The 12,692-nt window shown below is 70.0% G+C and carries 15 protein-coding genes and 1 tRNA gene; 7 read left to right on the top strand and 9 right to left on the bottom strand.

The features are described 5' to 3' along the window. The first annotated feature begins 128 nt into the window (after positions 1 to 128). The 4 genes from ACWC2T_RS22955 (at position 129) to ACWC2T_RS22940 (ending at position 1,806) form a co-directional block, all read left to right on the top strand. The gene (locus ACWC2T_RS22955) at positions 129 to 374 is read left to right on the top strand and encodes a hypothetical protein (protein WP_351213002.1); all 246 of its coding nucleotides are present in this window, start codon (positions 129 to 131) and stop codon (positions 372 to 374) included. 129 nt (positions 375 to 503) lie between these two features. After that, positions 504 to 842, top strand: a complete 339-nt coding sequence (locus tag ACWC2T_RS22950) for a hypothetical protein (RefSeq protein ID WP_450672199.1) — start codon at positions 504 to 506, stop codon at positions 840 to 842. Between the two features lie 151 nt (positions 843 to 993). Next, positions 994 to 1,248 carry a hypothetical protein gene (locus ACWC2T_RS22945; protein ID WP_450672198.1) on the top strand — a complete coding sequence of 85 codons (255 nt, stop codon included), beginning with the start codon at positions 994 to 996 and terminating at the stop codon, positions 1,246 to 1,248. Positions 1,249 to 1,446: 198 nt separating this feature from the next. Then, positions 1,447 to 1,806, top strand: coding sequence for a hypothetical protein (locus ACWC2T_RS22940; protein WP_450672197.1), 360 nt, complete (start codon positions 1,447 to 1,449; stop codon positions 1,804 to 1,806). 156 nt (positions 1,807 to 1,962) lie between these two features. Here the strand turns inward: ACWC2T_RS22940 and ACWC2T_RS22935 are convergent, their stop codons facing one another. The 3 genes from ACWC2T_RS22935 to ACWC2T_RS22925 all read right to left on the bottom strand — a co-directional run bounded on the left by ACWC2T_RS22935 (position 1,963) and on the right by ACWC2T_RS22925 (position 3,446). Beyond that, positions 1,963 to 2,256, bottom strand: coding sequence for a hypothetical protein (locus ACWC2T_RS22935; protein WP_450672196.1), 294 nt, complete (start codon positions 2,254 to 2,256; stop codon positions 1,963 to 1,965). Between the two features lie 217 nt (positions 2,257 to 2,473). Further along, the gene (locus ACWC2T_RS22930) at positions 2,474 to 2,767 is read right to left on the bottom strand and encodes a hypothetical protein (RefSeq protein ID WP_055705018.1); all 294 of its coding nucleotides are present in this window, start codon (positions 2,765 to 2,767) and stop codon (positions 2,474 to 2,476) included. 217 nt (positions 2,768 to 2,984) lie between these two features. Continuing rightward, entirely contained in the window at positions 2,985 to 3,446 is a 462-nt protein-coding gene (locus tag ACWC2T_RS22925; protein WP_450672195.1) for a hypothetical protein, read from the bottom strand. A 502-nt stretch (positions 3,447 to 3,948) separates the two neighbouring features. Between ACWC2T_RS22925 and ACWC2T_RS22920 the strand changes: the two genes are divergently transcribed. Beyond that, positions 3,949 to 4,740: a hypothetical protein gene (locus ACWC2T_RS22920; RefSeq protein ID WP_450672194.1), complete on the top strand. Its 792-nt coding sequence runs from the start codon at positions 3,949 to 3,951 to the stop codon at positions 4,738 to 4,740. Positions 4,741 to 4,823: 83 nt separating this feature from the next. Further along, a complete protein-coding gene (locus ACWC2T_RS22915; protein ID WP_351212988.1) occupies positions 4,824 to 5,105 on the top strand; it encodes a hypothetical protein in 282 nt (93 codons plus the stop codon). A 113-nt stretch (positions 5,106 to 5,218) separates the two neighbouring features. Here ACWC2T_RS22915 and ACWC2T_RS22910 read toward each other — a convergent pair whose 3' ends face one another. The 6 genes from ACWC2T_RS22910 to ACWC2T_RS22885 all read right to left on the bottom strand — a co-directional run bounded on the left by ACWC2T_RS22910 (position 5,219) and on the right by ACWC2T_RS22885 (position 10,309). Further along, on the bottom strand, positions 5,219 to 6,325 hold the full coding sequence (locus ACWC2T_RS22910; RefSeq protein ID WP_450672193.1) for a glycosyltransferase family 4 protein: 1,107 nt from the start codon (positions 6,323 to 6,325) through the stop codon (positions 5,219 to 5,221). Beyond that, a complete protein-coding gene (locus tag ACWC2T_RS22905) occupies positions 6,315 to 7,013 on the bottom strand; it encodes a sugar transferase (RefSeq protein WP_450672192.1) in 699 nt (232 codons plus the stop codon). The genes ACWC2T_RS22910 and ACWC2T_RS22905 overlap by 11 nt, the downstream gene beginning before the upstream one ends. 173 nt (positions 7,014 to 7,186) lie before the next feature. After that, positions 7,187 to 7,342, bottom strand: a complete 156-nt coding sequence (locus ACWC2T_RS22900) for a hypothetical protein (protein ID WP_450672191.1) — start codon at positions 7,340 to 7,342, stop codon at positions 7,187 to 7,189. Positions 7,343 to 7,741: 399 nt separating this feature from the next. Then, a complete protein-coding gene (locus tag ACWC2T_RS22895) occupies positions 7,742 to 8,662 on the bottom strand; it encodes a glycoside hydrolase family 16 protein (RefSeq protein WP_450672190.1) in 921 nt (306 codons plus the stop codon). A 356-nt stretch (positions 8,663 to 9,018) separates the two neighbouring features. Further along, entirely contained in the window at positions 9,019 to 9,978 is a 960-nt protein-coding gene (locus ACWC2T_RS22890) for a D-2-hydroxyacid dehydrogenase family protein (RefSeq protein ID WP_450672189.1), read from the bottom strand. 258 nt (positions 9,979 to 10,236) lie between these two features. Then, positions 10,237 to 10,309 (bottom strand) — tRNA-Arg (locus tag ACWC2T_RS22885). 273 nt (positions 10,310 to 10,582) lie between these two features. Here ACWC2T_RS22885 and ACWC2T_RS22880 point away from each other — a divergent pair. Continuing rightward, complete coding sequence (locus tag ACWC2T_RS22880; protein ID WP_450672188.1) at positions 10,583 to 12,187, top strand: dynamin family protein; 1,605 nt, start codon at positions 10,583 to 10,585, stop codon at positions 12,185 to 12,187. Positions 12,188 to 12,692 lie beyond the last annotated feature (505 nt).

The raw sequence follows: 12,692 nt of genomic DNA, 5'->3' as shown, positions 1-12,692 counted from the left end.
GCGCTCATGTCCCCTTTTAGACACGGATATCCGCCAAAGTGGAATACGGCACTTGGCTACTGGTAGTGTTCACCAAGTCACGGTAGGCAATCAGCCTCGACGTCAAGCAATGAAGAACCGAGGGTTCCATGCGCAAGCTTCAGCAGGTCGTGATCGCAGCAGTCGCGGCGGCCGGCGGTCTCTCCGCCGTCGGTGCCGGCGCCGGTACCGCCTACGCTCACGGCGGTCTTGAGGTGAACGACCTCTACCGTCCCTACCAGGAGTGCAGCCCGCAGACGGTGGCCGAGAACGATCTCCCGATCGGCGTGCTCGGGCTTGCCCAGACCCTGGACACCACCTGCGGCCAGTTCAACAACGCTTTCACCGGCCACTGAGGTCGACGGCGTCCTGCTGTACGACGCCTTCCGCGGAACCCTTCGGGTCACTCCCCGAGGGGTTCCCTTCACGCCCGGCTGGTTGGCGGCGCACGGTGCCCGGCGCCCCTCACAAAGGAAACGCAAGCCATGTTCAGCACGAAGAAGATCGCGGCCGTCTCGGGGCTCATCGGCGGTCTCGCCGTGACCTGCGCCGGCGTGGCCCAGGCGCATACCGCGGCGGGACCGGGTACCTGCACGCGCGACATCCTGGGCAACGTCAGCTGCGTCCAGCGGATCCAGGGTGAGATTCCCGAGGACGGCCAGATCCCCCACTACGAGAACTGCCTGCCGACGCAGCCCTTCACCGTGCCCGCCGCCCTGGGGGGCGGGTCGGTGAAGATCGGGCCCCAGGTGACCTGTTCCAACACGACGTCGGGAGCGCCCGACAAGGCTGACGGAAACGGGGAGTTTGCCGGTCTGGTCTGATTATCGGGGCGGAACCCGGTGGCCGATGCCATGTGATGAGCCGACACGACGTATGGGGCGAAGATCCCAAATTGCTACGGAATGTGTGTATAAGCTCACAGCACGTAGTCAAAACCAGGGCTGTCCGCCCGGGTTAAGAAAGGGTCAAACCATGCGTAAGTTTCAGCGTGCTGCGGTCGTGATGGCAGCGGTTGCGGGGCTGTCCACCCTCGGCATCGGCGTCAGCTTCGCCGGCGGCCAGGACCACGACACCGAGCCTCCGACGATCACCGCCGTGGCCAACTCGTCGGCCAACGCCGTGGCCACATGGGGCGGTTACAACACCGGCGAAAAGGGTGGCGAGCACAGGGACGCCGCGCCCGAGGAGGGCTACGGCCAGTACGCCGCTCCGAGCGACGCCCAGTAATTCACGACGACTGGCACATCGCTGGAACTGGAGCTTCCTGTCCCGGACCAACTCGGCTTGTTCACCGGTGTGCTGAGTAACACCCCCCATGCGTAGGCAGCCCGGACGCGCGGCAGATCCCTCAGGGAGCGCGTCCGGGCTGCGCCAATTACCGGCGCCGGCCAGCCTCCTGCACTCAATTGCAAAGGAACGCAACACATGATCACTCGACAGAAGGCCGCGACCATCTCGGGGCTCGTCGGAAGCATCGCCGTGCTCTGCGCCGGTGCCGCACACGCGTACGCCGGCGAACCCGGCGGCGAGTGCAGGACCACCGCCAGCGGCGGCGTCGTCTGCATGCGCAAGAGCGACACCCGCACCAACGAGCACGGCAAGCACGTCATCGACCAGACGCAGGACTGCCTGACGGCCGACCGGCCGCGCGTGGTGTTTCCCGACGGCTCACTGCTGGACGGCGGATCCGCGCACGTCGGGCAGGCGGTGGACTGCTCCAACCATGTGAAGCTGCCCAAGGGCTTCAAGAAGCCTCGGTTCGACAAGCTGCACTTCGGGTTCTGATGCGCGACCGGCACATGCCGGACCGGGATCGCACCCGGTCCGGCATTTTGCTTTTCTGGTCGGCTGTTTCGTTCCCTGGGGGAGAGAGCCGGCCGGTGACATGAAAGTCCCCGGTACCCCGGCCTGTTGCCGGGGTACCGGGGACGAAAGCCCGGCCTACTTGCCGACGCTGTTGTTGCAGCCCATGGACGAGCCGAGGTTCGACGCCTGGGCGCCGGCGTTGCCCTCGCCGTTCAGCAGGTTGCCGCCCAGACCGTTGGCGATGCCGACCTCGCCGAGGACGTCGGCGTTGAGGTCGTGGGACCTGCAGCTGGTGCTCTGCAGGACGCTGAAGCGGGGACCGTTGCCGCCCTTGCCCCAGCCCTGATCGGCGTGGGCGGCGCCGGCACTCAGGAGTCCGACGCTCCCGAGGGCGGCGACCAGGACGGCAGCCTTGCGCAGCTTGTGCATGTCTTCTCCGGTGGAAAGTGAAGTGGATGCGATCCGTGAGAGATCGACTTCGTGCGGTAATGGAGGCTAATAGGAAATATCCGAGGGCAACCAGCGACGCGCCGAATTCCGAATTCTTGTCACCCTGAATGCTCACAGACGCACAAAAAGGCCCGGCATCGGGCCTGGGGCTCGATGCCGGGACTATTTTCTGCTTTGTCGCTGATGCGACGGAAGCTTAGAAGGCGCTGTTGTTGCAGCCCATGGTCGAGCCGATGTGCGTGGCCTGGGCGCCCGGGTCACCCTCGCCGTTGAGCGCGTTGCCCAGCAGGCCGTTGAGGATGCCGACCTCGCCGAGGACGTCCAGGTTCAGGTCGTGCGACTTGCAGTTGGAGCTCTGCAGGACGCTGAAGCGGCCACCCTCGCCGCCCTTGCCGCCGCCTTCCTGGCCGCCGGCGTGGGCGGTGCCGCCCACGAGCCCGATGCTGCTGACGGCGGCGATCAGAACGGCGGCCTTGCGAAGCTTGTGCATGTCTTCTCCGGTGGAGTGAAGGTGATCACGATCTGTCGCAGATCGCTTTCTTACAGTCACGGAGATTAATAGGAAATAACCCAAAGCGGACAGCGACGCGCCGGTTTCTTGATCTCCACGTGAAAGCACCCGAAAGCCGTACGCATACCGACGGGCCCCTCGAGGGTGCTCCTCGAAGGGCCCGTAGGGGGCGTCGGCCTGCGGCCGCCCGGTGGTCCTAGTGCGCGCTGGCGTGAGCGAGCGCGTTGGACTGGTAGTTGGCCTGCGTGCACTCGATGCCGTGCGTCTCGGACGCGGCGAGCAGGGCGACCGGGACGGCCGCGTTGAGCAGGGACTGCGGGCTGCACTCCTGGGACGGACGGAAGAGGTTGGTCTGGCCCGCCAGGCCGCCTCCCGAACCGGGGGTCGCCTGAGGGGAGATCTGCGGGTTGATCTGCGGGCTCAGGGTCGGGTTCACCTGCGGGGTGACGTCAGCACCCCGCTGCGGGGCCGTCGGTGCGCCGTAGGACTGCACACTGGCCTGGGAGGAGGTCGCCGAGGCCGCCTGTGCGTCCGGCTGCGAATAGGGGAGCGGAGCACCACCGCCGTAGACGGGAGCGGCGTCGCTCGGGCCCGCGCCGACGGCGGACAGACCGCCGGCTGCGGCGACGACGAGCGCGACCCTGTGAAGCTTGCGCATGAAACCCTCGGCCCTTCATTGACCTGTGTACGGAACGTATGGGAAATGCTGACGAGTTGGTGTCGGTGTTGCTGTTTCCTGCTGCCCTGTACGGCTGCGACGGACCATCGCCCTGGCCCAGTGGGGAACGAGGGAAGCGGCGGAACGGATACGGATTCCGGGCCCTGGTCACCCATTTGCCCCAGGCCCCGTGTGCCCCGACATCGCGTTCCGGGCCCCTCTGTCATCCTGGTCCGGCGCATCCGCCGGTCAATGGCAAATGGGTGACGCGGATTCGGGTCCCGTGACCGGGGCGGGGGAGAAGTCGTTGCCAGCAGGGAGAGGGCAGCGATCATGGATCACGGAGGACACGGGAATTCGCTGCCGGCTCCGCCGAAAGTCCGCGTGCAGCCCGCAAGTTATCGCCGCGGTGGTGCAGTACGAACATCAGACTGTGCGCACGTGAGACCGCACCGAATACAACGGATTTCCCTGTACAGGTATTTGAAGGGCCGAGGGTTCCATGCGCAAGCTTCACAAGGCCGCGCTCGTCGCAGCAGCGGCCGGCGGTCTGTCCGCCATCGGCGCCGGCGTCAGCCAGGCCGCCGACTATCCCGCGGGGTACAGCGGTGCCGCTCCAGCATCGGCTCCCGAGTACCCCGCACCGATGTACGCGGCGCCGCAGTACCCGCCGCCCCAGTACGCGCCGCCGCAGTACGCGCCGCCGCAGTACGCGGCGCCCCAGTACCCCCAGCCCCAGTACGCGCCGCCGCAGTACGCGCCGCCGCAGTACGCGGCTCCTCAGTACGCGGCGCCGCAGCCGAGCGGTCCGCAGGCCGAGGCGGTGTCCCGCTCGATGGGTAACGCCCAGGCCACCGCTCCGCAGCCGTACTCCCCGCCGATGATGCAGGCCCCTCCGCCGCCGCCCCCGGCGCCGCCGCAGGAGCACACCGCCATCGCCTCCGCCTCGGCCTCGTCGGGAGGGGCCGCGCAGGCCTCCGGCCCGTCGTACGCCCCGCAGCAGGCCGCCGCCCCCCAGCAGTCGGCGCCGCAGGTCGTGCCGCAGGTCAGCCCGCAGTCGGCGCCGGAGGTCATGCCGCGGGTCGCCCCGCAGGTCGCCATGCCCCAGACCTTCGGCGCGGCGGACGGCCCGCCGCATGTCGCCCCGCAGGTGAACCCGTCGGTGAACCCCCAGGTGAACCCGCTGGTCAACCCGCTGGTCGCGCCGACCGACACACCGCAGGTTCCCGGGCTCGGCCTCGGACAGGTCGCGGCGCCTCCTGTCGGCTCACTGGGCCTGCCCCGACTCGGCTGACCGCTCGCAGCGATGTCCGCCGCCCCCACTCGATCTGCCGCTCCTGACGCCCAGATCGCATCCGCTCGACCAACGGAGAAGTAATGCGCAAGTTCCACAAGGCCGTCCTCGTGGGTGCTGCCGTCCTCGGCAGCGTCGGTACGCTCGGCCTCAACACGGCCTTCGCCCACGGTGAGCCGGGCCATGACGATCTCGACGTCACCCAGGGCATCGAGTGCCGCTCGCACGACATGAACATCGATGTGCTCGGCGAGGTCGGCGCCGTCAACGGCCTGGCGGGCAACCTGCTGAACGGCGAAGGGTCGCCGGGTGCGCAGCAGAGCCACCTCGGTTCGGACATGGGGTGCAACAGCAAGGCGCTCTGACCCGGTCGCCCGCACCGGCAGGGAAAGCGCCGGACTCCTCCCGCGACCGCGGGAGGAGTCCGGCGCTCCGCTGCGTCCCGCCGTAGCACCGTCCGGTGCACGGCCGGCATCGGTCATTGCCCGTACGCGTACCGCAGCATCATGCGCTGCCGTTCCGGGGTGTGCTCGGCGAACAGCCGGTCCAGCCGCGCGTCGGTCTGCTCGCCGGGACCGCGGGTCAGCACGGCGACGGCCGCCGCCGCCAGGTCCCGCGGCGTGTCGACCAGACCGGTCAGGCCCAGGGACTCCAGGGCCGGGATGCGCCGCGCCACCACCGGCCGCCCCAGCCCCACCGCCTCCAGGAGCGTCATCGGCGCCCCTTCCCACAGCGCGGTGTGCGCGTACACGTCCGCCTGGCCGAGCAGTCGCTGCAACGAGCGGTGGTCCAGCCAGCCGGTGACCGTCACGCCGGCCCGCTCCAGCGGCGCGCGGTGGGCGGATTCGCCGCCGCCGAGCCAGATCCAGTTGCTCGACGGCATCAGCCGCCGCCCTTCGGCCGCCGCCTCCGCGAAGAAGGCGGGGTCCTTCTGCGGGCACAGCCTGCCGACGGCGGCAACCGTCCGCGGCGGCAGCCCGTTGCCGTCACCGGTGCGCACCTCGCAGTCCGTCCCCGGCTGCGGCGGGAGGGCCGTCGCAGCCTCCTGACGGGGCACCAGGTTGGGTACGTGGACGGCTCGCTGGCGTTTGCGCAGCGAGCGGGCGAGCTCGACCTCACGGGGGCTGACACCCGCCACGGTGCCCGTACGCCGGGACAGCACACGCTCGACCGCCTGCACCGCCGCCGCCGCGTACCGCGCGAGGTCGCCGCGCTCCATCGCGTAGCAGTGCGGGGTGTAGACGATACGGTCCGTAGGCACGGTCGGGGCGAGGCGCACATAACCCCCCGCCAGGGAGGAGTGCGCGTGGACCACGTCCGGCCGCAGCTCACGGAAGAGCCGGCCCACTGCGCGGACGCGCGCGACATGGCCGGGCGGCATCCGCCAGACGCCGTCGAAGAGCGCGTCCGTGTCGGCGACCTGGCAGCCGGGGCGCTCGGACATCAGCAGCAGGTGCCGTACCTCCGGAACGGACCGCACATAGTCGCAGACCGCCGTCTGCACCCCGCCGCCCCACGCCTCCGCGACATGCAGGACGGCGGGCCGCCCGCCGTTCCTCGGCGCGCCGCGCGGGTCACCGGGCATTGCTGGTTCTCAGCACGGCGGGCAGCGTACGCAGGAGGATCAGCAGGTCCAACCGCACGCTCCAGTGGTCGACGTACCGCAGGTCGAGCCGGATCGCCTCGTCGGCCGTGGTGCTGGAGCGGCCCGAGACCTGCCACAGCCCCGTCATGCCCGGCTTGACGGACAGGCGCCTGGCCCGGTGCTCCGGGCGCAGCAGCTGGTTCTCGGGGCGCACGTTGGGGCGCGGTCCCACCAGCGACATGTCGCCCCGCAGCACGTTGATCAGCTGAGGGAGTTCGTCCAGCGAGGTCTTGCGCAGGAAGCGGCCGACCGGCGTGATGCGCGGATCGTGCCGTGGCTTGGTGCAGATGGACATCTCGCTGCCGTCGGCCAGCAGCAGCGCCGCCACGTCGACGGTCGAATTGTGGTACATCGTACGGAACTTCAGCATGGTGAAGGGCCGTTGCCCGATGCCGTCCCGTGCCTGCCGGTAGATGACGGGTCCCGCACTGCTGACGGCCACGGCGAGAGCGATGAGCGCCATCAGAGGAAGAAAGGCGATCAGCAGAAGCGCGGAGAGCGCGACGTCGAGCGTGCGCTTGGCGCGGGCGCCGGCGGAACGCTCGACGCGGGTCTCGCCGGTGAGCGGAGGCGGTGAGGTCACCGCCGAGCCTTCGGCACCGCTCAGCGCCTGGGCTACTCCTACCAAAGCACTACTCCTCCCGAATTAGAAGCAAATAATGTGACAGGTGCATCAGAAATGTAGGAGTGCCCGGTGCCGCGGAACGGCTGCGACATACCGCGGCCCATTCCGTCGCCGGGGCAAGAACACCCGTACGACGCATCGCGGACCACCGCCGCGGATTGATGTCCTTGCCCGCGTCAGGAGTTCAGGCCGCTCCAGGCACTTGGAGCAGCCAGGTCGGTGGCGCGGACCGCGCCGACGTCGATCAGGGCGTCACGGGCCTGGCCGGCGAGGGTGTCGCGGGATGCGTCGGCGGAGGCGTGGGCGCGGGCTGCCGTCGGTGGTGCCCTCACCGATTTCTGCGACGCGCTCCTGGGCGAGGAGGCGGCCGGGCGGACGTCGACGCCGATGGCGGGTGGCGCACGCGCACGAGCGCGGCCGCGACCACCAACTCGCCGCGCCTGCGCACAGTTCTGGCAGCGGCGTCACGGACGGACACGCCCGCCGCAACCGCGCCCACCGCGCAGGCGCGTCCCAACTACCCCTGGACATCGCGCGGCGGCCGGCGTCCCTCAGCCCCCGGCCGATGCGCCGCCCCAGCGCCCCCCCGGACCCCTGTCGGCAGCTGACGCGGAAGCCGGCGCGGACCCCCGCTCACCGGAAGACGTGCACGTAATCGGCGCTGAAGGTGATCGGCTCGTTGGTGCGCGGGGCGGGGTGGAGGCCACCCGAGGAAATCGAGAGGTTGACGTTCAGGTAGGCCGACCAGCCCGGGCCGACTCCGCGCCCGTCCTCGTAGACAAGGACGCCGTCGACGTACCAGTCGACGGAATCGCTGCCCAGCCGCACCCCCACACGCGTCCAGTCCCGGCTGCCCGGAGGACTGATGACGTCGTAATTGGCGGCCTCCCGGACATGGTTCGCCATCTCCAGGAGGTCCGGGCGTCGGGGTGATACTCGAATACGTCGATCTCCTGGCCGCCGTCGACCCAGGTCCACACCGCCGGCCAGGCGCCGACGGCGGAGGGCAGCTTCACCCGCGTCTCGAGGTAGTCGCCGGGCTGCAGACGGAATCCCTCCCGGGACCCCTCCGTGGTGATCGGCCCGGTCTCCCAGGCCCGCCGGCCGTTCTCCAGGGTGTGCGGGCCGGGTCGGGCGGTGAACGTCGCCGTGCCCTCGGCGATCCGCACGTTCTCGGGATTCACCCAGTCCAGCTTGGAGTACCGGGGGTTGTGGGTTCCGTATTCATAGGCGGAACTGGTATCGCGGGTCCAGCGGTCACCCCATGTGAAGGGTGCGGTGAAGTCCTCCGCCCAGGCGAGTCTCTTCCCCGCGGCGGGATCCGCGTTCTGGCTAGGGGCGATTACCCGGAGCTTGGTCTTTCTCAGAGGGTGGTTGCCGGTCTCGTCCACGTAATAGGCGTACTGGGTGCAGGTGCCCGCGCGGAAGGCGCGGGGCCGGGTGGTGAAGGCGAAGCCGTCGGGACAGATCCGGGCGATCTCGGCCACGCCGGGGTAGTCGAGGTGTTCTCCGAGTCCGTCCTCGACCGCCACGCCCACCTTTTTGACCGTGATGCAGGTGGCCGCGTGCAGCCGTACGGTGGCGGCCACCGCGGTCCCCGGCTGTGTGCCGGACGGCGTGAGGCCGTCCTGGACGATCCCGTCGCTCCGCATCGCCCTGTCATGACGGTGTCCGTGGGGCGTGGTGGCGGATCCCTGACACCCCGACAACACCATCCCGGCCATCATCAGCGCCACGACGCGCTCGTCGACCTCATGCGCCGGACCTCCTCCGCCCGACCGCTTGCCGTTCGCATGTCCTGTGCGTTCAGGGCGGCGATCAGGGGCAGTAGATCACGTCACGTGGACACGTGCCCGTTGCGGCCGGTTCTGATGGCCGGGTGTCGGATTGATGGGAAAGTCATATTGTGCCATGACGGTTTCCCGTAACGGCATTTACCCGATGTAACGGTGGCCGACGGCGTGCGCCGGCTCGCTGGGGGCTTTCGCTGGGGGCTTTCGCCGGGGTCTCAGGACAGGAGCCGTATCGGGGACCCGGCCAGGTAGGCCTGGATGTCCTCCACCGCCTGGCGGTAGTACGTCGTGTAGTTGGCGTGCGAGACGTAACCGAGGTGGGGTGTGGCGAGGAGGCGGGGCGCGGTGCGCATCGGGTGGCCGGCGGGCAGTGGCTCGATGTCGAAGACGTCCACGGCGGCACCCGCGATCCGGCCCTCGTGCAGCGCGGCCAGCAGGGCGTCCTGGTCCACGACGGCAGCCCGGGAGGTGTTGATGAGATAGGCGGTCGGTTTCATCAGGGCGAGTTCGGCGGCGCCGACGAGTCCCCGGGTGCTCGCGCCGGCAGCCGTGTGCACGGATACGAAGTCGCTCTCGGCAATCAACTCCTCCTTGGAAGCGGCGAGTTCGACGCCCGCCTCCTCGGCGCGCTCCTTGGTGAGCCCCGGGGTCCAGGCGCTGACCCGCATGCCGAAGGCGAGCCCGACCCTGGCCACCCGGCTGCCGATCCGGCCGAGTCCGAGCAGACCCAGCCGACGGCCGTGAAGGTCGGCGCCGACGGCCGACTGCCAGGGGCCGTTCGTGCGCAGCGCGGTACTCTCCTCGACGATCCCGCGGGCCAGCCCGAGCAGCAGCGCCCAGGTCAGCTCGACCGGCGGGGTGCCCGAGCTCTCCGTGCCGCACACGGTGACGCCGTGGGCCTCGGCCGCGGCGTAGTCGATGACGGTGTTGCTCATGCCGGAGGCGATGAGGAGCTTCAGCCGGGGCAGGCGGGCGAGCAGGGAGCCGGGGAAGGGGACGCGTTCACGCAGAGTGACGACGATGTCGTAGTCCGCGAGCGCCGAGGCGAGGGCGTCCTCGCCGTCCAGGTGCTCTCGCAGCGAGACGACCTCCACCTGGTCCTCGATCACCGACCAATCGGCCAACTCGGTGGCCACACCCTGGAAGTCGTCCAGCACCGCACAGCGAAGTCGCACGTCGTCTCTCCTCCCGGACATCCATCGCCGTTCCCGGACGGGAGAAGCCTCCATCCCCCACCCGGAGGGTCTGACACCCGGTGAGCAGGCGATATTCCGGGGGATTCCGGGGGCCGGATTCCAGGGGCCGGCGAAGAGCCCCGCCCCACCGCCGCACCTGTCCGATGCGCAGGCAGAGGGCGTCCGGGGCTTCGTCGTGATCAGTGACACCCACCCTGACCAGCAAAAAGCCCTCCCGACGGGAGGGCTGAGGCTGGGCGCCCCCGGCAGGACTCGAACCTGCGGCCAAGCGCTTAGAAGGCGCCTGCTCTATCCACTGAGCTACGGGGGCCTGGTGGCGGGACCAAGGATAAAGCTCCCTGGTCCTCGACCCTGTCGCTTCGCCTCCGTGGCTCGATGTGGAGGTTTGGTGAAGCGATCCCGATAATCGCAGGCAGGTACGAATCGTGCATCGCTTTTGGCCTCCGGCGCACCGGGTGTTGTGCACTCGTTATGCCTGGACTGTGCTCGTGTCCCGGTCGCCCCATGAGTCCGTTCTGTTCTGTCGGCGCGCAGACATGTCCATATGCTTCAGAATCACCCTAAAATTGGGCATTCTTCACATGTGGTGACCTTGGACGTTCGGCCTCAGCTGCTCGAGACACTTTCCGCACTGCGCGACCGTGTCGCCGCCGCACGCTTTCCGCTGCCCCTGCCGGGAGCCCCACGCGCGCGTGCCAACCGCGACGAACTCCTCGCGCAACTCGACGACTACCTGGTGCCCCGCCTACGGGACCCCGAGGCGCCGCTGCTGGCCGTCGTCGGCGGATCCACCGGCGCCGGCAAGTCGACGCTCGTCAACTCGCTCGTCGGCCGGCCGGTGAGCGAGGCAGGGGTGCTGCGGCCGACCACGCGGACGCCGGTGCTCGTCTGCCATCCGGAGGACCATCACTGGTTCGGCACCACGCGCGTGCTGCCCACGCTCACGCGCGTGTGGGCGCCCCAGGAGGACCCCGACGACCTCCTCCTGGCCGGCGAGCCCCCCACGCGCGTGCTGCGCGTCGAGACCGCGGACACCGTCCCGCCCGGACTCGGCATCCTCGATGCCCCCGACATCGACTCCCTGATTGCCGACAACCGCGTCCTGGCCGCCGAGCTGATGTGCGCGGCCGACATCTGGATCATGGTCACCACGGCCGCCCGGTACGCCGACGCCGTCCCCTGGCACCTGCTGCGCACCGCCAAGGAGTACGACGCCACCCTCGTCACCGTCCTGGACCGCGTGCCCCACCAGGTCGTCTCCGAGGTCTCCCGGCAGTACGGCGCCCTGCTCACCAAGGCCGGCCTCGGCGACGTACCCCGCTTCACCGTGCCGGAGCTGCCGGAGTCCGCCTGGGGCGCCGGCCTGTTGCCCGCCACCGCCGTCGCGCCGCTGAAGAACTGGCTCGCGCAGCACACCCAGGACTCCGCCGCACGGGGGCAGATCGTGGCCCGTACGGCCTACGGCCTCCTCGACTCGCTCAGGTCCCGCCTGCCCGAGCTGGCCGGCGCCGCCGCCGCCCAGTACGCGGCCGCGCTTCGGCTCACCTCCGCCGTGGACACCGCGTACGACGGCGAGCACGCGCGCGTGCGTGGCAGGCTCCAGTCCGGCGCCGTGCTCGCCGGGGACGCCCTCAAGCGCTGGCGGGCCTTCCCCCTGGACTGCGCCCCCGGCGAGCTCCTCGACGCACTCGTGGCGAGCCTGGCCGCCCTGCTGCTGTGCTCCGTCACCGCGGCCGACGAGCGCATCGACGAGGCCTGGCGGCGCGAGCCGGCCGGAGCCGACCCGGCCCTCGCCGCCGGGGAGTCCTCCGCGGAGAGCACCGAACACCGCATCGGTGTCGCCGTACGGCGCTGGCGGCGCGAGCTGGAGGAGTACGCCGAGGACGAGGTGCGCGGCCTGGAACGGACCACCGCACCCGACCCGGAGCTCATCGCCGCCCTGGTCGCCACTGCGCTGCTCGGTGGACGCAGGGCGCGCAGCGCGGGCGAGGGGCTCGCGGAGCGGCTCGGGGCGCACGGTGCGCTGCGGCTGCGCGACCGGGCCGGGCGGCTGCTCAACGAGCACGTGGACCGTGTCATGCACGCCGAACGCGAGCGGCGCCTCGCCCCGCTCGACGCCCTGGACGTCCACCCCGAGCCCCAGGCCGAACTCATCGCCGCGCTGTCCGTACTGCAGAAGGAGAGGTGACCGGTGACCGCCGTCACTGACCAGGACAACACGGATACGGATCACATCGACCACACGAGGCGCGTGGGACGCATGAGGGACATCGAGCACGGCAGCCACGGCAGCGACGCGGGTAACGGCCACAGGGAACGCGGTGGTCACTTCGAGCCCGGGCTTGTGGAGCACGTGGAGCACGTGGAGCACGTGGAGCACGTGGAACACATCGAGCACGTGGATCGAGTGCAGGAGCGCGTCGAGTACGTGGAGTACGCGGAGTGCGCGGAAGGCGTCCCATACGGGTTCGGGGTCGCCGACATCTCCGATGCTGCCTCCAACGCTTCCTACGCCTCTGATGCCTTCGACGAGCCCGGCAGCGCGGCTCTCGCCGGACCCGCTGTTCGCTCCGGCGGCGCGGGCACCGGCGACGAGCAGGCGGAAGGCGGGCACGTCGCCGCCTGGGGTCCCGAGAGACCGGCGATCGAGCGGCACGCGCGCGTGCGGGACGAGGAGGAGGCCGAGGGCACGG

This window comes from Streptomyces sp. NPDC001393 (genome assembly GCF_053597455.1).
The sequence above is the reverse complement of the archived record's forward strand: the minus strand, read 5'-3'. Positions and strand labels throughout refer to the sequence as shown.

Excerpts from the sequence above, each read along its gene's own strand:
- ACWC2T_RS22935 (WP_450672196.1), bottom strand. The coding sequence starts at position 2,256 with ATGCACAAGCTGCGCAAGGCTGCCGTCCTGGTCGCCGCCCTCGGGAGC.
- ACWC2T_RS22940 (WP_450672197.1), top strand. The coding sequence starts at position 1,447 with ATGATCACTCGACAGAAGGCCGCGACCATCTCGGGGCTCGTCGGAAGC.
- ACWC2T_RS22950 (WP_450672199.1), top strand. The coding sequence starts at position 504 with ATGTTCAGCACGAAGAAGATCGCGGCCGTCTCGGGGCTCATCGGCGGT.
- ACWC2T_RS22930 (WP_055705018.1), bottom strand. The coding sequence starts at position 2,767 with ATGCACAAGCTTCGCAAGGCCGCCGTTCTGATCGCCGCCGTCAGCAGC.
- ACWC2T_RS22910 (WP_450672193.1), bottom strand. The coding sequence starts at position 6,325 with ATGCCCGGTGACCCGCGCGGCGCGCCGAGGAACGGCGGGCGGCCCGCC.
- ACWC2T_RS22920 (WP_450672194.1), top strand. The coding sequence starts at position 3,949 with ATGCGCAAGCTTCACAAGGCCGCGCTCGTCGCAGCAGCGGCCGGCGGT.
- ACWC2T_RS22955 (WP_351213002.1), top strand. The coding sequence starts at position 129 with ATGCGCAAGCTTCAGCAGGTCGTGATCGCAGCAGTCGCGGCGGCCGGC.
- ACWC2T_RS22925 (WP_450672195.1), bottom strand. The coding sequence starts at position 3,446 with ATGCGCAAGCTTCACAGGGTCGCGCTCGTCGTCGCCGCAGCCGGCGGT.
- ACWC2T_RS22945 (WP_450672198.1), top strand. The coding sequence starts at position 994 with ATGCGTAAGTTTCAGCGTGCTGCGGTCGTGATGGCAGCGGTTGCGGGG.
- ACWC2T_RS22915 (WP_351212988.1), top strand. The coding sequence starts at position 4,824 with ATGCGCAAGTTCCACAAGGCCGTCCTCGTGGGTGCTGCCGTCCTCGGC.
- ACWC2T_RS22895 (WP_450672190.1), bottom strand. The coding sequence starts at position 8,662 with ATGCGGAGCGACGGGATCGTCCAGGACGGCCTCACGCCGTCCGGCACA.